This window comes from Thalassospira sp. MIT121401, from assembly GCF_047125595.1.
GTDB lineage: Bacteria > Pseudomonadota > Alphaproteobacteria > Rhodospirillales > Thalassospiraceae > Thalassospira > Thalassospira povalilytica.
In genome coordinates this window covers 3,017,837-3,034,382 of the sequence record NZ_CP138926.1, presented here as the reverse complement: position 1 = coordinate 3,034,382, position 16,546 = coordinate 3,017,837, and the positions used below count along the sequence as shown (strand labels likewise).

Below are 16,546 nucleotides of genomic sequence, written 5' to 3'. Positions count from 1 at the left end.
AGCCAGCATGGATTTTACTGCCGGCGGTGACGGGTGCAATCATATGATTGAAATCTTAACACGTTGTCACTTTTGCCTATTTGTCATATTTTGCAAGAATCACGTAAGCGCGCATTTCGAATAAGCAGGTAGCCGTCTTGAAACTCAAATTTTGGCAACGCAAAGCCGACGATGACGGCGAACTGTCCGAAGATGGCGGGCAGGGGACTGCGTCCGAGTTCGAGATGCCGCCCGGGCATCATCTTGGCCTTGGGACCCGTTTGCGTGCCAAGTGGGAAGGCTATGACGACCCGGTTGAATATTATCTGCTTCAGCTTGAAATAGACGCCTATGCCGACTGGTTGCGCAAAATGCGTGTTTGGCTGGCGCGTCCGGTTGAACCGGAACTGGGCGAACTTGATCTTGATGACGAAATCGGGCGGTGGCCGCCCGAGCGTATCAGGCTGTATGACAAGCTGTTTGATCACGGGATCATGATCCCGGGCGGGCATGATTACGCCCTTGAACTGGCAAAGCCGCTTGCACTGGATGAAACGCTCAGCTGTCTTGAAATCGGGGCAAAGCTTGGCGGGGTTGCGCGTGTTTTGGCGGACCGGCTTGGCGTTTGGGTGACCGCCTATGAGCAGGATGGGGAACTGGCTCTGTTGGGGATGGAGCGATCCGTTCATGCCGGTGTGCAGAAAAAGGTCCCCGTTCAGAAATTCGATCCCGAAAAACCCGAACTGCGCAAAGGCTATTTCAACGTCGTCTATTCGTTTGGCGAACTTTACAAGGTGCCGGGCAAAGAGACGTTTCTGGGCGAACTGGCGGGGACGTTGCGCGAACAGGGTCAGATTCTTTTGACGGACTATGTCCTAACCCGCGATCTTGATGAGGACGGGCTTACGCAATGGGCCAAGCTCGAAGGGGATGATCTTTTCCCCTGGACCGCACAGGAATACAAATCCCGTCTGGGGCAACTCAAATTTGATATCCGCATCGCCAAGGATGAGTCGGAAACCCATCTTGTGCATATCAAACAGGCCTGGATGACCATGCTGTCGGATATTCAGAAAAGCGGTTTGGACCCCGATGTGATGGATTATCTGCTTCCAGAGATGGAAATGTGGATGAATCGCGTAAAAATGCTTGAAAATGGCTCGCTGGCCTTTTATCGGTTCTACGCAACGATCAACTGATCGCTCAGGTTTCAGACTGCTGCAGGCGACTTTGACGGGATTTGTTCCAATTTCTGTCGCCGCAACCTGTTTTTAGTGTTGACAGGGGCATGTCGTACTTCTATTTTCCGGCTTCCTCGAAGGGGCCAAGTTTCTAAGGTTTAAGATTATGAAGATCCGGAACTCATTGAAATCCGCGAAGCTGCGGGAAAAAGGCTGCCGTATCGTGCGCCGCCGTGGCCGCGTATACGTGATCAATAAAAAGAACCCGCGTTTCAAGGCACGCCAGGGTTAATTCCCGGTACCTTGTTCTCAAAGGTTTTACAAAACGCCGCATCGGATCATCCAATGCGGCGTTTTGTTTTTCATGTTTGTCACGATGGCAAAATCAAAGGCGACCGCAGTTTCAATATTGCGGTCGCCTTTTTTATCGATGGTGTGTGGGGGGGTGCTTACCCGTTTGTGGTGAACAGTTCGGTTTTGCTGTGACGGCCCCGCAACAGAACATCACCGGCCTTGATGACGCGGTTCGGATCGGTCAGCAGGTTGCGTGTGCTGTCTGAAATGAGAATGCGCGTGCCCAGCACCTTGTTTTCCTGTTCAAGGCGCGATGCGGTATTGACCGCATCCCCATGCACGGTAAAGGACAGGCGTGCCTTTGCCCCGACATTCCCGGCCACCATTGTTCCGGTATTCACCCCGCAGCGCACCTGAATGTTCAACCCTTCAAAGGTGCGGTTCGAGACTTCGTTTTGCAGGGCGATGGCGCTGTCGAGTGCGGCATCGGCGTGATGTTCAAGGTCATCAAACACGTTATAGACCGCAAGGATCGCATCCCCCTGAAACTGGGTGATGATGCCGCCATGTGATTCGATAATCTGCGTTGCGCAATCAAAGTAATCATTAAGCATTGCAATGATCTGGTTCGGATGCAGGCTTTCACACATGGATGTGAAATGGGCAATGTCGATGAACAGAACCGTTGCTTCGGATTGTTGCGGCGGCAGGACCCCGGAATCATTTCCCGATGCCAGAAGCTTTTTGGCAATCGACTGGGGCACGAATTTACCAAACAGGCTTGTGATGCGTTCGCGGTCATGAACCGCCATCATCATGTGATTGAACGATCGTGCCGCATCGTCATATTCACGGATACGGCTGCCTGACAGTTGCGGCACATCGATTGATGCGATGTCGTCATCTTCAAATGCGCGCGCGGCGGCTGCAAACCGGCGGATCGGTTTGGTGAATTGTTTGGACAGTATGATCGCCACAATAACAGCCAAAATGAACACCCCGCCACCCAGGATCGAGGCCAGAACAAGCCTGTCCCATTCATCGTCAAACAATTCTTCGGTGAAATGCATGCCGATGATGACCGGCGAGATCGGCGCATTGAGAACCTGACGGGTGACGATCAGATGGTATCTGCCATCAACTTCAAGCCCTGCCAGACGCAGCCCGGTATTCTGGCGGGCATCCTTTTCGTCGGTCCTGATGCGTTCGGACTTGCCGATATTTGCCAGAACCGGATCGCCGATATCATGGATGGTCGGCAATGGAATCGGGCTTCGGGCAATATCGGCCCCGTTGATCAGCTTGTTGGCGGTATTTTCACCCCAGTCGCGCAAATCGGGATGGGCCATCACGCGATTGCCACCGATCAGGATAAATGGCGTTCCGGGTAAATCTTCACGGCCGCGAATCAGGCTTTCCGACAGATTGGACAGCGACAGATACTGTATGAAAGTACCAAGATAGTGCCCGTCATAAAAAAGTGGCACCCAGCTGGTCAGGACCGTGCGATTGAAATACGGATCCCAGCGCGGAAAGCCGGTGCGGTTGGCGACCGGGCCACGAATTTGCGCCAGTTCCGAAAACAGCATGTCATCCTGGGGCAGGGTGCGGCGTATTTCGCTCATATCATCGGGATTAAAGCCGATAAATTGCCGATCACCGGTCACCAGCCCATAGGCCATGACATCCATATCCGCCGCAGCCAGCGCCCGCATGGCGTTGGTCCAGCCATACTGGAAGCTTGGATCAAGATTGCCATCGGCAACCTGTCGGGCGACCCAGTTGGACCGTTCGTCAACTTCGCTCATGCGTTCATGCATGGTGCGCTGAACCGATGTCAGGTCGATATCAGCCAGCATAACCCAAAGATTGCGGGTGTTTTCATAGGCCGTGCCAAGGCCGACATAAAGGGCAAGGCCAACGCCAAAGACACTGGTGCCGATAAAACTGGCAAGAAGAACAGAAAGGACAGAATATCTGCGTTTGGATGTCACTCGGTTTTCTTTCTGACAAGAGGTTCCCCAACCTCAACTGGCATCTTAGCGGCGATCGAACTTGGTTGAAAGGATGATTGAGCTTGAAGTGCGTTTTATCCCGCTAAGCCCGCCGATCCGGTCAAGCACACCGTCGAGTTCTTCCGGTGTGTCGGCGGCAACTTCGGCAATCAGATCATATTCCCCCGATATCGCCAGACACCGAATGCAATGCGGTATTTTCTGCAAGGCACCGACCACGCCCGCAGACTGTTTTTGTTCAAGCTGGATCATGACTTCGGCCAGAAGAACCGGTCGTGCCGCATCACCAAGCTGCACCGTAAAGCCGGTAATGGTTTGTGATTGTTCCAGCCGTTCGAGGCGTTCCTGAACGGCACTGCGCGACAGGCCGACTTCGCGCGCAAGGGCGGCAGTCGGAATGCGGGCATTTTCCTGCAATTTGGCGATCAGACGGCGGTCGGTTTCATCAAGGCGACGTTTCATCGGTGATACCCATAAAAATGACGGGTTATTCAATTGTTTTGACAGTATTGCCGGGTTGCAAGCGTTAGTCCAGCGGCGGAGCATCAAGGGGTAAACAACAAAACGTTATCAGGGCAGCAACGACATCCATCGCAAAGGTGTCAGTTCAGTCGGGAGTGAGAGAAAATGAAAAAGATTTTGATTCTTGGTGCGGGCAAAATCGGCCGTATGGCGGCAGTCATGCTCAATGAAAGTGGCGACTATGCGGTGACCCTTGCCGATGCCAATGGCGAAATGCTTGAATTTTGTGCCCAGGATCATGCGGCAACCCTGATCAAGGTCGATGTCACAGATGAAGCCGCCCTGACCGACGTGGCAACCGGGCACGACGCCATTTTGTCGACATGTCCGTTCTATCTTAATGTTGCGATTGCCCGCGTCGCACGCGCGGTTGGGGCATCCTATTTCGATGTGACCGAAGATGTCGAAACCACCCGTGCTATTCGTGAAATTTCCAAAGGTGCGGCTGGTGCGTTCGTACCGCAATGTGGTTTGGCGCCGGGATTCATTTCAATCGCCGCCCATGATCTGTTCAAACGGTTTGATACGGTTAAAAAGTTGCGCCTGCGCGTCGGTGCATTGCCGCAAAACCCGACCAACCGTTTGAAATATAACCTGACCTGGTCAACTGATGGCCTGATCAATGAATATCTTAATCCGTGCGAGGCGATCCTCAATGGCAAGCGTGTCGAAGTCTTGCCGCTTGAAGGTTATGAACGCTTCACCATTGATGGCACGGAATATGAGGCCTTCAACACATCGGGCGGGGTTGGGGCGCTTTGTGACATGCTCGAAGGCAAGGTGGATAACCTTGATTACAAGACCGTGCGGTATCCGGGGCATCAGGAAATCCTGAAAATCCTGATCGAAGATCTGCGTCTTGGCGAACGTCCCGACATGATGAAGGAAATCTTTGAAAATGCCCTGCCGGTAACCCAGCAGGATGTCATTGTAATCTTTGCCGATGCCGTCGGGACCCGCAATGGCGAGCTGTGCGAAGAAAACTTTATCCGCAAGGTGCATGGCACAGAAATCGGTGGCAAAAAATGGTCCGCGATCCAGATCACGACATCCGCGGGGCTTTGCGCGGTGATGGATATGGTGATGACGTCCAAATTGCCTGGTTCCGGTTATGTCCGGCAGGAAGAAGTCGGTCTGGATGATCTGCTTTCGAACCGGTTCGGGCGTTATTATGCCAACCGGGCATAGGGGCCGTTTCCGGTTTTGAGTGACGGCTTCAAGTGCCGTTTCAGGCGCAAAGATAACCGCGTGATGATTTTCCAGAAAAATCCCCCGACTGTGGTTCGGGGGATTTTTGTTTGTTTTCAGGTGATTATTTTAATCTTGTTTATTCCGACTTCAGAAAGGGACGCATATTCCTGAAACGCGTTACAGATTTGATCGGCCGGGCATGGTCAGGGCCGATTATTTGTGGCAAAGACGTGGTTTGTTAACGCTTGGCCCTTATGGTGGCCGGTAATCGCACTCTTTATCGCAACAGGTATTCCTTGTCTGATTTTGACGCTCCTTACCGAACTGCGTTGGGCTTGTATGAAGCAGACCAGCTGGCGGAGGCAGAAGAAGCCTGCCGCAAGCTGATCCATGCCTATCCACAAGCCGCAGAAGCCATGCATCTGGCAGGCCTGGTCGCAGCCCGACAGGGAAATCAAACTCTTGCGGCGGAACGGATGGGGCGGGCGGCAATTGCCGATGCCAACAGTGCGGAAATTCAACATGATCATGCGCAGGCCTTAAAGGCGATCGGCAAATTGCGCGAAGCTGTTGGCGCTTTCAAGCGGGCCATTCGGCTGTGTCCGGATGCACCGGCGCTATATTGCAATATCGCCAATACATACCGGCAACTCGATGAATTGCAGGATGCGCGCGAAAATTATGAATACGCGCTGGAACTGGCCCCCGATATTGCCGAAATTCACGCCAACTATGCCGCATGTCTTTATGCGATGGGCGACATTCCCGGTGCCGAGACATCCTGTTTGACCGCCCTTAAAATGCGCGACGATATTGTCAATGCACTGGTGCTGATCGGCCAGATCCGGCTTGATCAGGGACGCACGGTATCAGCAAGCGAACCCTTGCGCCGCGCCCTGACGCTGGAGCCGGGAAACCAGCGTGCCCTGACTGCATATGGTGATGCCTTGTTCCGGCTTGGCCAGTTTGCCGGTGCACAGCATTGTTTGCGTCAGGTTCTTGCCCTTGATCCCGATGATGCCAAAGCACGGCGCACACTGGCGCGCCTTAACTTGCGGGTCGGACAGGGGACCGAGGCAATCGGTGCGCTTGAACCGCTTGTCGCGGCCAATCCGAATGATCCCCAATTGCTGCTGATGATGGGCGAGGCGTTAAGTCTTGTCGGCCGTCATAGCGAAGCCGTCGAACGGTTCGGGGCGGCCATCGGGGCCGGTGGCGGTGATGACGCGGTTTTCAGACTGGCAGTCGAACTTGCCGAAGAAGGCGACACCGCATCAGCCCAGTCTGTTTTGCAAAACGGTATCGACCGCAAAATCGCAGCCGGTGAAAACACCGCACTGTTTCGAACCGCACGTCGTTTGTTGTTTGCGCCGGTTCCAACCAATATTGCGGCCCAGAATGACGAAGTCATTCGTGATCTGCTCGATGACACACTTGATGACGATGCCATTGAACCCGATTTGGCCTTTGTCGCATCCGATCGCATTGACCCGGCAATCCTGACGCGGTTCCCGCCGGTCTGGCGTGCGGCCCTGCGTCCGGAAGGTGACAAGCAGTTGCGCGCCGTCGGGCATTACTGGGAACGTCTGGTTTCAGGCTATGATGTTCCCAATGTTGATCCCGGCAAACCCCGGCAAGGGGGCAAAATCCGCCTTGGGATCGTGTCGGCCAATATGTGTGATAACGGGATTGGTCGCTGGATTTTGGGGCTTGTTGATGCGATTGATCGTGACCGCTTTGATGTCACGGTGATCCGCCCGCCAACCGGCGAAGATGATATCACGTCGCGGATTGACGAACATGCCGATCTGGTCGTGCCGTTGCCGCTTGATCCGCTGCATTCGGCACGGGTGATTTCCGGGCTTGATCTTGATGTGTTGCATTATGCCGATCCGCAGGCCGATGCCTATACCATGTTGCTGGCAAGCTGGCGTCTGGCACCGGTGCAAATTTCCGGTGGCGGGATTGCCGCGACCAGTGGTCTTTCAAATATTGACTATCACCTGATCGCAGAAGACTGGGAAACGGCCGGTGGCGAAAAACGGTTCAGTGAAAAACTGATCCGGTTGCCGGGACTGTTTGTTAATGCGACACCGCCCGAAAATGTCGATATGACGCCGACGGAACTGCAACGGCTTTGGCGTTTGGCACAGGACAGAAATACCTATCTCTGTCCGCAACCGCTTGATGTTTTGACGGCCGATTTTGATCCGCTGATTGCGGAAATCCTGCGTCTTGATGAAACGGCTGAGCTGTTGCTGATTGCACCGGAACGCGACAGCTGGGATGCGGCATGGGGACGACGTTTTGCGGTGAACTATGCCGATGTCGCCGGGCGCATGCGGTTTGTCAATGTGCGCAGCCGCGCCGATTTGCTGTCGCTGCTTTGCGCGGTGGATGTGGTTCTTGAAAGTCCGGCATGGAATGACGCGATGCTGGCCTTTGATTGTCTGGGGCTTGGTGTGCCGCTGGTGACATTGCCGGGCAGTGCCGCGCGGTCGCGTCGCAGCCACACCTGTTACCGCCAGATATCGGTGTTTGATTGCGTCGCCTACCATTCCGCGGATTACGTCGATACCGCCCTGACACTCGCAATGGACAAGCGTCGCCGATCCGTTGTCTCGCACGCAATCAAAAGCCGGTCACATATCCTGTTTGGCCAAAAATCATCCTTTGATGCCTATATGCAGTTCCTTGAGGAATGCATTGCCGTTCCGGCTGAAAACGTCGGATGAATTTACCGATCCACGACAGGCGCTGATAAATCAGCTTAACGCGTCAATGTCGGCTTCGGACAGTGCGGCGGGGACGATTGTCAGGGGCAGGCGGAGCTGACCGACAGTGTCACTTTTGGTCAGTGCCGTGATCAGTGGTCCCGGGCCTTCGGATGTGGTGCCGGCCGCAAGAACAAGAATGGAAATCTGTTCTTCTTCTTCCAGAAGGTTCAGCAACTCGTCCTTGAGACGGCCTTCGCGAATGAACAGAAGCGGCATTGTGCCGGTTTGTTCATGCACATAGGCGGCAAGTTCATTGACCCGTGATTCGGCTTCTTCGCGGGCTTCTTCCTTCATCAGGTCACCAACCGCCATCCAGTGCTGGAATTCGGCCGGTTCAATGACGCTAAGCAGGGCAACGCGGCCGCCGGTATGTTGCGCACGGCGGCATGCATAGCGCAACGCCTTGGTCATTTCATCGCTGTCATCAATCACAACAAGAAATGTTCGGTTGGACGTGGCGCGGAGTTCCTGATCGGCATCGTATGACGTCATATGGGTTCTCTGAATAGTTTCCTGTGCCGGGTCTGATGCATGGTTGCGTGGGGCAATGGATCACCCGGATATTAGAGCATGTTGCATCAAGTGTGCCGTAAATCCGGCACGGTTTCCAAGTGGTTTTTATCGCAATCGGGAAAGTTTCATACTGTGCATCCGCACAATAAATCATGCTGCATCTGCGTTGTGAGAGGCCGTGAAAGTCCAGAGATGAGAATGCCCAAATCGGCGTTGGAGCAGGTGGAGCCGGTGGAACCGGGAACTAGCGTTTGCGGAATGCCACACTGGCGATCCAGCCGGCAATGACGGCAATGATCACCGCAATAATGCCATAGAGCGCCGAATAGCGATGGGCGAATTCATAGACTTCGGCACTGACCCCGGTTTTGGAAACAACCAGCGGCGTGGTCTTTACACTGGCGATACGGCCATCACGGATCAGATAGACATTGATCGTATAGGTGCCTGTCGGGGTGTTGGCCGGGAAATGGATGTCGGTTCGAAACAGCTGGTTTGACAGGAAGCTGATTTTTGCCGGACGCTGATTGAACAAACCGGCATTCTGCATGTTGCGAACCAGCGCATCGCGATAGACTTTCTGATCGGCATCAGGATTGTCGGACACGGCAATAAAACGCTGGTTGTCCAGGCCGATGCGGTAATCCTGAAGAATGTTTTGCGGGGCGATGATATCCATCGGTCGATTGGACGCGCTGGCATAATAGGCCGGGACATTTTTATAACGCGCGCTTTCGGCATTCACCCAGATGCCGACTTTACGTTCCTTGCGACGGACAACCATGTCCTGATCGGGGCCGCGCACGGTCACGATGACATCGCCTTCGTTCTGGACGGCCCCAAACAACAGCACATCAGTACCTGTAAAGCCGGTGGTGATCGCCACCAGATGGTTTGACAAATCCACGACAAGCGGATCGGCCAAGGCGCGTTTCATTGGTGTGCTAGTCGCAATGACGGCGAATGCCGAAAGACAAATCGATGCGATGAACCGTGCCGATAGGGACATCACAGATCCCCCGGCATGATGGAATAAAGTTCGTCAGGTTCGATCACCAGATCAAACAGAAGTTTGAGGCATACCGACAAAACCAGCAGCCCCAGAAGCGCACGCAGGTGTTCCGCCTTGAGCCGCGCACCGAACTGGGCGCCGAACTGGGCGCCGATCACACCACCGATCAGAAGCAGGATGGCCAGTGCAACGTCAACCGTCTGGGTCTGAACCGATTGCAGGAAGGTAACGTTGGCCGTGACAAAGATGATCTGAAACAGCGATGTTCCGATCACAACCCCGGTCGGCATGCCCAGCAGATAAATCATCGCCGGAACCATGACAAAGCCGCCACCAACCCCCATCAAGGCGGTCAACATGCCGACAAAGAACCCGACAGTCAGTGGCAAAAGCGCACTGATATACAGGCCCGAACGATAAAACCGCATCTTGAAGGGCAGGCCATGGATAAAGCTGTGCTGGTGTTTTTTTGATCGACGGATCGGGCCTTTGCGCCGGGTTCTGAAAATTGCCCGGGTTGCTTCAAGCAACATCATCCCGCCGATAATGCCAAGGAAAATGACATAGCAAAGAGAAATCACAAGGTCGATCTGACCGAGTGAACGCAACCAGGCAAAGACCCAGACACCAACCGTCGACCCGACAATACCGCCCGCCAGCAGCACAAGGCCCATCTTGATGTCAACATTGCCACGGCGCCAATGCGCAAATACGCCGGACACCGACGATGCGACAATCTGGTTCGCGGCTGTTGCTACAGATACAGCGGGGGGGATGCCATAAAAAATCAAAAGCGGGGTAATCAGAAAACCGCCGCCAACGCCGAACAGGCCGGACAAAAAGCCAACTCCGCCGCCCAGTCCCAAAATCAGAAATATATTTACCGATATTTCGGCAATAGGGAGATAGATTTGCATTGCGGGCAGGCTAACAGCGTTTGATTGATTGTTGTTTTTCAGTCTAACATATTGTGCAAATGCAACAATCGCCAATTGGCGCTATATCAGACCGATTTCCGATTTTTTTATAAGGTCGTTCATGTCGTCATCTTCAAGTGATAAATTTGATCTAATTCTCGATGCACGAGGATTGATTTGTCCCATGCCAGTGCTTAAGGCGAAGAAATCCCTGCGTGATGTGCCGGACGGGGGCGTTTTGAAAGTCCTGGCAACGGATCTCGGATCCGTTGCGGATATGAAGTCTTTTTGTGAAATGACCGGCAATCGACTGATTTCTTCGGATCAGGAAGATGATGTCTTTATCTATTTCATTGAAAAAACGGTTTCCTGACAATGGGTTGATGGTATTGCCACCAAGCGCCACGTTCACATGCCACACCTGATTTACCCTGCCATTTGAAAGAAATATCGATGACCAGGACTTCCAGCGATCTGGAATGGATTGTTTGCCATTTTGACGCGATGACACCCCACCAGGTTCACAGTCTGCTGCAATTGCGTCAGCAGATTTTTATCATCGAACAGGACTGCATTTTTCCTGAAATTGATGGTCTTGATCCGCTCTGCACCCATCTTCTGGCTGTTGACAAGGCCGCAAACGGGCGTGACGTTCTGGCTGCCGCACGCATTGTTGCACCCGGTGTCGATCCGGGACATGCCGAACAGGGCGACCATCCGGCCATCGGGCGGGTGGTCACAAGCGAAAAACTGCGCGGGCAGGGGATCGGGCGGAGCCTTATGGCCCGTGCCATTGACGTTTGCGCGCAGGAATTCGGGGGCAAGCCGATCTATCTGAATGCGCAGCTTTACCTGAAGGCATTCTATCAAAGTCTTGGATTTGTTCAGTTTGGCGACGTCTATGAAGAAGACGGCATTCCCCATATCTGTATGGAACGCCCGGTCACGGACCAGGCGTCCCGATAATCAGATCATATGGAAATCAGCATCCGCAACGGGGTGATGTTAACGCAACCCGGTGGTCGCCATACCGGTAAAGAATTCAAGCTGCCAGTTCATGTCATCTTCGCTTAGCGGGTATTGGTTGCCGTTGCGTGGATTAAGGGTCTGGCTTGGCGGTACGTGACCAAGCTTGACCTGAATCTTCACCGCAAGATCAGCCGGCAGGCCGGCCTTCCATGCCAGTGAAACGACACCTTTTGCCGAATGTGTATTCAGAACCTTGGTTACGGCTTCTGGCGGAATACCGGCCAGAACCGCAAGCGATGCGCGGGCAAATTTGACGTCATTGGCCGCAAGGGCCTTGGCGACTTCCTTATCGGTCAGTTTTTTCTTTGCATGAAGGGCAAGCGCCTTTTCAAAGGCCGGTTCGCCGTCTTCTTCTGCTTCTTCGTTTGACGCGGCGTCGCCCGCAGAAGCCGGTTGGGCTTTTTCGCCCTTTTTGTTTTTGACCGATGGTGCGTTTTCGGCGGCGTCGTCGCGTTTTTCAAACTCGCCAGATGCGATACGGCGTTGAACCACTTCGCGAACGGCTTCAAGCTGATCTTTCTTAAGGTCCTTGCGCCGTTCCAGAACGCTGATCAGGTTTTCGGCGACAAATCGCGCAAGTTTCCCGGCTGCGGTCGGAGGCAGTTTCGGACGGTTGACCAGCGGCTGGTGCCATTCCGGATAATCCGGTGCGCGGTCAATCAGCTGATCGAGCGTTTCTTCACGGATTTGTGCGGACTTGTTGCCAAGAAGGTGCGAAATCGCATCCTTGTCGCTGCTTGCGGCAATCGCATCGGCAAGCTTTTCGCCGACATTGCGCCGACGTGACACAAAGCTCAGTGCCCCGCGACCAGAACTGCCTTCAATAATTTCTAGAAGGTCTTCTTCGGTCAGGACTGGGGAATATTGCAAGACAGGTCCGCAAACGACGCTTTCGGCATCGCGGGCAAGCTGCTGAATGATTGGTTGCGGGGCTTCGGCAATATCCTTGAGCGTCTCGGAAATGACCTGACGGACATGCACGGCCTGGTCACGTGCGAGTTTGTCGAGCGCCTCATAGGTCATGCGACGCAATTTGTCGGTTTCGTTGGGGGTCAGACCCGCCGAAAGATGGGCGATTTTTTCAGCAAGGCTGCCACGGACGCTGTCATCGACGTCATCAGTCAGAAGGACATCGGCCTGAATCGGCGTTGCTTCGTTGGCGGCAATGTGACGACGCACCGACGAATCATTGTCGGATGCCAGGAAATACAGGATTTCGGGCCGGGTATCATGGCGCTGGGCAAGTTTGCCGCGCACATTGGCATCCGGGCTGGCAGCCATTTCCTTGGCTTCGTCATAGGTGATCGGGGTTTCGCGCCGCTTGGTGAATACCCGCTGTAAAAATCCCTTCATTGGGCATTCCTCCTAATCTTCGATCTTTGCCGGCTCTTCCGAGCCGGGTGCGGCAGCGATGCCAAAGCGACCTTTTCCATGTTTCTTGACCTGATACATGGTTTGATCTGCGCGTTGTACAAGTTGCTGCAGGTTTTCTTTCGAACCTGGTTCATGAACAGCAATCCCGACCGATATTCCAAGCGGGTGGTCCTTGTCGCCCGAATACTGGCCAAGGATCGCGCTTTCCTTCATCAACAGCCGTGCGCGTCCCGAAGCCGCAGAAACATCGGCACCTTCGAGCCACAGCACGAATTCGTCCCCGCCAAGACGGGCAATCAGATCGGCCGGGCGGACATTGTCCTGAAGAACACGGGTCAGGGCGAGGATGGCCTCGTCACCGGTCTGGTGACCGTGAATGTCATTGACCATCTTGAAGTTGTCCATATCGACATACATCAAGGCAGCCGGGGCGCGTTCACGCTGAAGACGGCTGTGGCGTCGTTTGAGTTCTTCGAAGAACGCGCGACGGTTCAAAAGCCCGGTCATCCCGTCGGTCCGTGACAGGGTCAGGATACGTTCATGCTGGATTGCCTGTTCAATGGCAATGCCGACCTGATCGGATACTTCGGTCATGATGGCACGTTCGCCGTCAGTCGGTTCGGGGTGATCTGCGGAAAACAGGAAAATCACAGCGCCGTTGTTGCGTTGATGATAATGGCAGCGCAGGGCATGAATACGATACTGGCCCATATGGGCATCAAAGGTATCGGTCGAATTTTGCAACTGGCTTAAGGCCTGTTTTGCAATGTGGCTGGCTTCGGGGTTTTCGTCGCCTGCTGCAATTTCAAGTTCATCTGTTTCATCATTGCGTTTGAAAATGATGCAGTTTGAACAGGCAAGGGCACGCGTGCTGGCCTCGGACGCGCCCTTAAGAACCAGAAGCGGATCGATTTCATCACGCATGGTCCGCACGATATAGGTCATCAGGCGGTCGCGGTTTCGCGCTGTTGCGACTTCGCTTTCGCGGCGGCGCTGTTCGGTAATGTCATGGGCAAGCCCGCGCGTCCCGGTCCAGCGTCCATCGCGCGAATAAACCGGGGTCGAGGATACCGAAAGACAGGCATCCTTGCCGTTGGACCGGCGGAACCAGACGGGAACATCGCGCACGGCCTTCTGACTGCGAAACACATGTTCGCTGTCCTGATCGGCGGTATCGAGAAGAAAGTTCTGCGGAAACCGTCCGACAATATCATCGGCACGGTATCCCAGCGCACCGCGCGGCGACACGAAAATGAATTTCCCTGTATCGTCGGTTTCCCATGCAAAGGCCGATGATACTTCGACAATGTCGCGGTAACGCTGGCGCGAATCAATCAATGCTTCGCGAAGGTTGCGATCCATGCTGACATCACGCGGCAGGATCATCACCTGATTGTTGGTGGTCGGAAGGGCGGTCAGTTCGAGCGTCGCAGTGCCCCGCTGTACTTCAAATGTCATCATTTCGACAACCCCGCCCGGCGTGGTCAGGGTACGGCGGATCAACTGATAGATTTCAGGGAACAGCCCGTCACGGATACCTTTGGCAAAGCCGACAGCATTCTTGTTGGCAAAAAGCGGCACACCATGTGAATCCATTACAATGACCGGTGCCTCGGCCTGTGCCATCACCTTGGGATCAAGGGTAAACACATCCGCATCATATCTGGTCAAATCATCTTGCGGGTCGGTTGCGGCGGTTTTTGCATCAACGGGGGCATCAACAGGATGGCGCGGCGTCATAGGCTTCCTCCTGTTGCAGTCGAAATGTTCAAATCATTTTCTCCGGCGTCGGTATCGCACTTGCCCGACTGCAGTTTTTCAAAACACGCTTTGCTGCTGATCGTAACGGGCGGGCCAAGGTGATAGCCTTGACCATAATCAATGCCCAGATCACGGACCATCTCATAGCTGGCCTGATCATGGATCATTTCGGCAATGGTGTGGATGCCAAGATCATTGCAAAGAAGGGCCGTCGCCTTAAGGAAAGCACGTCCTTTGGGATTGGCAAGGGCGGTGCGCATGGCCCCGCCATCAAATTTGATGATATCGACGTCAAGCGCGCTCAGATATTCAAAGTTCGCAGCCCCGGCACCAAAATCATCAAGACAGATTTCATGGCCGCGTTCGCGCAGCACCTGCAAGCCGTTATTGACGTCATCAAGGGCGCGAATGCGCGATGTTTCGGTTACTTCAAACAGCACCCGGTGCGGCGCGATGTCATAGCGATCCAGCAATTCCGCCAGAGCTGGAAGGAAGCCCGCCTGTTCAAGTGAATGGCCCGAAAGGTTGACGGCAACCGGATGGGGGATGTTTTGTGCATTGTCGCGCAAATGATCAAGAACCTTGCCGCACATCGCCAGATCAAATTCGGTAATCAGGCCGGTGCCCTCGGCAAAATGGATGATCTGATCAACCGCAAGCGGACTGTTTCCAATGTTGAAGCGTGCAAGGGCCTCAAAATGGTGCATTTCCTGGCTGCGCAAATGGACAATCGGTTGCAGGGCGACGGCAAATGACCCGTTTTCGACAATTTCCCGAAAAGCGCGCACCGATTTAAGCGTTTCATTGATCAGATGCGGCAGGCTGGCCGAGAGACGCGCGGCAGTGACATCGTTCTGTGCCTTGCGCTGCATGCGATTAAGCGCATAGGCAACCGCGCGGGTAAGGTTGGTGTCGCGATCATTTTCGTCATTGTCGGTATCGAAATGATGAATGTTGCGCGCACTTTCATAATCGCTGCCAAACAGGTCATTGGCGTTCTTTTGCCGGGTCGTATTTTCGCCAGAACCGGGATTGTTGGTCAGGGATGCCAGACCGCCACCGGCCGGGGCAGATGTGTCATCCTGTGTCCTGCCGGTCACCGGTTCTTCAAGATCAGCACGCAGTGCGCTGGCATAGGCAACAATCCGTCGTTCAAGTTCAATCATCGGCTCGTCAACCGGATGAATTTTTGCCGACCGGCCAGGGGCAACAAGGTCCGATGCGCTTAGTGATGACAGCCGTTTGGCCCCGATGCCGATCAGGCGTGCCAGCTCGTTGGTCGCCGCTGTTTCCGCCTGTGATCGCGATGCCGCCAGGTTTTCAAGAACCACCAGTGCTTCGCTGTGATACGACCCGGCATCCTTGTTGCTGAGAAGGGCGGTTTGCCGGGTTTCGGCCTGCTGATTCTGGCGGATAACCGCGTTTTGCAGGATGATGCGGTCAATCCCCGATCTTGCACGGGGGCGAATGGCGCGATGACGGGCGGCGATGTAATAGCGGCTTGACGGATCGGCGATCATATAACCGCTTAGCGACAGCGGCACCGCTTCCTGAACGGGTTGATCGTCGGCTTCGCAAAGCTGGAAATCCAGATCAAGTTCTTCGAGGCGTTTGAGCCCGTTGCTTGTATGCAGATAGGCACGCAGAAGCGGGCGTTCCGATTTGACGACAATTTTTTCAAGTGCCTCGCCAATCAGTCGGTCCGGCGTGCAGCCCAAAAGACTTTCGGTTGCACCGGCGACAAACAGGATATAGCCGTTTTCATCCACTTCCAGCAGCATGTCGGCCCAGCAAAACGCCATGGCGGCCAAAAGGTCCTGGTCATTTGTTTCCGCAGAATAGCTGGTGCTGTCTGTCATTTGTGAACCGTCATTCTCAAGCCGCCTGATCATTCTTGTTGCAGCATTTGCCGCCATTATTAGATAGCGATCTTACTAAGGATATGAAGGATTTGCACTTCATAAGCCAAAAAAAACGGGCA

At 54.2% G+C, this 16,546-nt stretch carries 14 protein-coding genes; 6 read left to right on the top strand and 8 right to left on the bottom strand.

Annotation, left to right across the window (positions count from 1 at the left end; translation table 11 throughout):
* The first annotated feature begins 137 nt into the window (after window positions 1-137).
* Both SIB88_RS13970 and ykgO read left to right on the top strand, forming a co-directional pair.
* Window positions 138-1,178: a methyltransferase domain-containing protein gene (locus tag SIB88_RS13970; RefSeq protein ID WP_412558305.1), complete on the top strand. Its 1,041-nt coding sequence runs from the start codon at window positions 138-140 to the stop codon at window positions 1,176-1,178.
* Window positions 1,179-1,326: 148 nt separating this feature from the next.
* Window positions 1,327-1,452, top strand: a complete 126-nt coding sequence (gene ykgO, locus SIB88_RS13965; RefSeq protein ID WP_007090004.1) for a type B 50S ribosomal protein L36 — start codon at window positions 1,327-1,329, stop codon at window positions 1,450-1,452.
* A 157-nt stretch (window positions 1,453-1,609) separates the two neighbouring features.
* Here ykgO and SIB88_RS13960 read toward each other — a convergent pair whose 3' ends face one another.
* Both SIB88_RS13960 and SIB88_RS13955 read right to left on the bottom strand, forming a co-directional pair.
* Complete coding sequence (locus SIB88_RS13960; RefSeq protein ID WP_068519318.1) at window positions 1,610-3,448, bottom strand: adenylate/guanylate cyclase domain-containing protein; 1,839 nt, start codon at window positions 3,446-3,448, stop codon at window positions 1,610-1,612.
* A gap of 45 nt (window positions 3,449-3,493) precedes the next feature.
* The gene (locus tag SIB88_RS13955; protein ID WP_412558304.1) at window positions 3,494-3,931 is read right to left on the bottom strand and encodes an Lrp/AsnC family transcriptional regulator; all 438 of its coding nucleotides are present in this window, start codon (window positions 3,929-3,931) and stop codon (window positions 3,494-3,496) included.
* A 165-nt stretch (window positions 3,932-4,096) separates the two neighbouring features.
* Here SIB88_RS13955 and SIB88_RS13950 point away from each other — a divergent pair, with 165 nt between their 5' ends.
* Together SIB88_RS13950 and SIB88_RS13945 are read left to right on the top strand one after the other, a co-directional pair.
* Window positions 4,097-5,179 carry a saccharopine dehydrogenase family protein gene (locus SIB88_RS13950; RefSeq protein WP_068519320.1) on the top strand — a complete coding sequence of 361 codons (1,083 nt, stop codon included), beginning with the start codon at window positions 4,097-4,099 and terminating at the stop codon, window positions 5,177-5,179.
* A 257-nt stretch (window positions 5,180-5,436) separates the two neighbouring features.
* Window positions 5,437-7,917 carry a tetratricopeptide repeat protein gene (locus SIB88_RS13945; protein WP_412559413.1) on the top strand — a complete coding sequence of 827 codons (2,481 nt, stop codon included), beginning with the start codon at window positions 5,437-5,439 and terminating at the stop codon, window positions 7,915-7,917.
* Window positions 7,918-7,947: 30 nt separating this feature from the next.
* Here the strand turns inward: SIB88_RS13945 and SIB88_RS13940 are convergent, their stop codons facing one another.
* The 3 genes from SIB88_RS13940 to SIB88_RS13930 all read right to left on the bottom strand — a co-directional run bounded on the left by SIB88_RS13940 (window position 7,948) and on the right by SIB88_RS13930 (window position 10,401).
* Window positions 7,948-8,451: a universal stress protein gene (locus SIB88_RS13940; protein WP_068519321.1), complete on the bottom strand. Its 504-nt coding sequence runs from the start codon at window positions 8,449-8,451 to the stop codon at window positions 7,948-7,950.
* Window positions 8,452-8,716: 265 nt separating this feature from the next.
* Window positions 8,717-9,481: a TIGR02186 family protein gene (locus SIB88_RS13935; RefSeq protein WP_068519322.1), complete on the bottom strand. Its 765-nt coding sequence runs from the start codon at window positions 9,479-9,481 to the stop codon at window positions 8,717-8,719.
* Entirely contained in the window at window positions 9,481-10,401 is a 921-nt protein-coding gene (locus SIB88_RS13930) for a sulfite exporter TauE/SafE family protein (RefSeq protein WP_412558303.1), read from the bottom strand. Before SIB88_RS13930 ends, SIB88_RS13935 begins: the two co-directional genes overlap by 1 nt.
* Window positions 10,402-10,522: 121 nt before the next feature.
* Between SIB88_RS13930 and SIB88_RS13925 the strand changes: the two genes are divergently transcribed.
* Both SIB88_RS13925 and SIB88_RS13920 read left to right on the top strand, forming a co-directional pair.
* Window positions 10,523-10,774: a sulfurtransferase TusA family protein gene (locus SIB88_RS13925; protein ID WP_412558302.1), complete on the top strand. Its 252-nt coding sequence runs from the start codon at window positions 10,523-10,525 to the stop codon at window positions 10,772-10,774.
* Between the two features lie 80 nt (window positions 10,775-10,854).
* Window positions 10,855-11,367 (top strand): GNAT family N-acetyltransferase, encoded by a 513-nt coding sequence (locus tag SIB88_RS13920; RefSeq protein ID WP_412558301.1) that lies wholly within the window; start codon window positions 10,855-10,857, stop codon window positions 11,365-11,367.
* A 39-nt stretch (window positions 11,368-11,406) separates the two neighbouring features.
* Here the strand turns inward: SIB88_RS13920 and SIB88_RS13915 are convergent, their stop codons facing one another.
* The 3 genes from SIB88_RS13915 to SIB88_RS13905 are packed head-to-tail and all read right to left on the bottom strand — an operon-like array spanning window position 11,407 to window position 16,424.
* Complete coding sequence (locus SIB88_RS13915) at window positions 11,407-12,783, bottom strand: DUF2336 domain-containing protein (RefSeq protein WP_101246073.1); 1,377 nt, start codon at window positions 12,781-12,783, stop codon at window positions 11,407-11,409.
* Between the two features lie 12 nt (window positions 12,784-12,795).
* Window positions 12,796-14,544: a diguanylate cyclase domain-containing protein gene (locus SIB88_RS13910; RefSeq protein WP_068519326.1), complete on the bottom strand. Its 1,749-nt coding sequence runs from the start codon at window positions 14,542-14,544 to the stop codon at window positions 12,796-12,798.
* Window positions 14,541-16,424: an EAL domain-containing protein gene (locus SIB88_RS13905; RefSeq protein WP_412558300.1), complete on the bottom strand. Its 1,884-nt coding sequence runs from the start codon at window positions 16,422-16,424 to the stop codon at window positions 14,541-14,543. Before SIB88_RS13905 ends, SIB88_RS13910 begins: the two co-directional genes overlap by 4 nt.
* Window positions 16,425-16,546 lie beyond the last annotated feature (122 nt).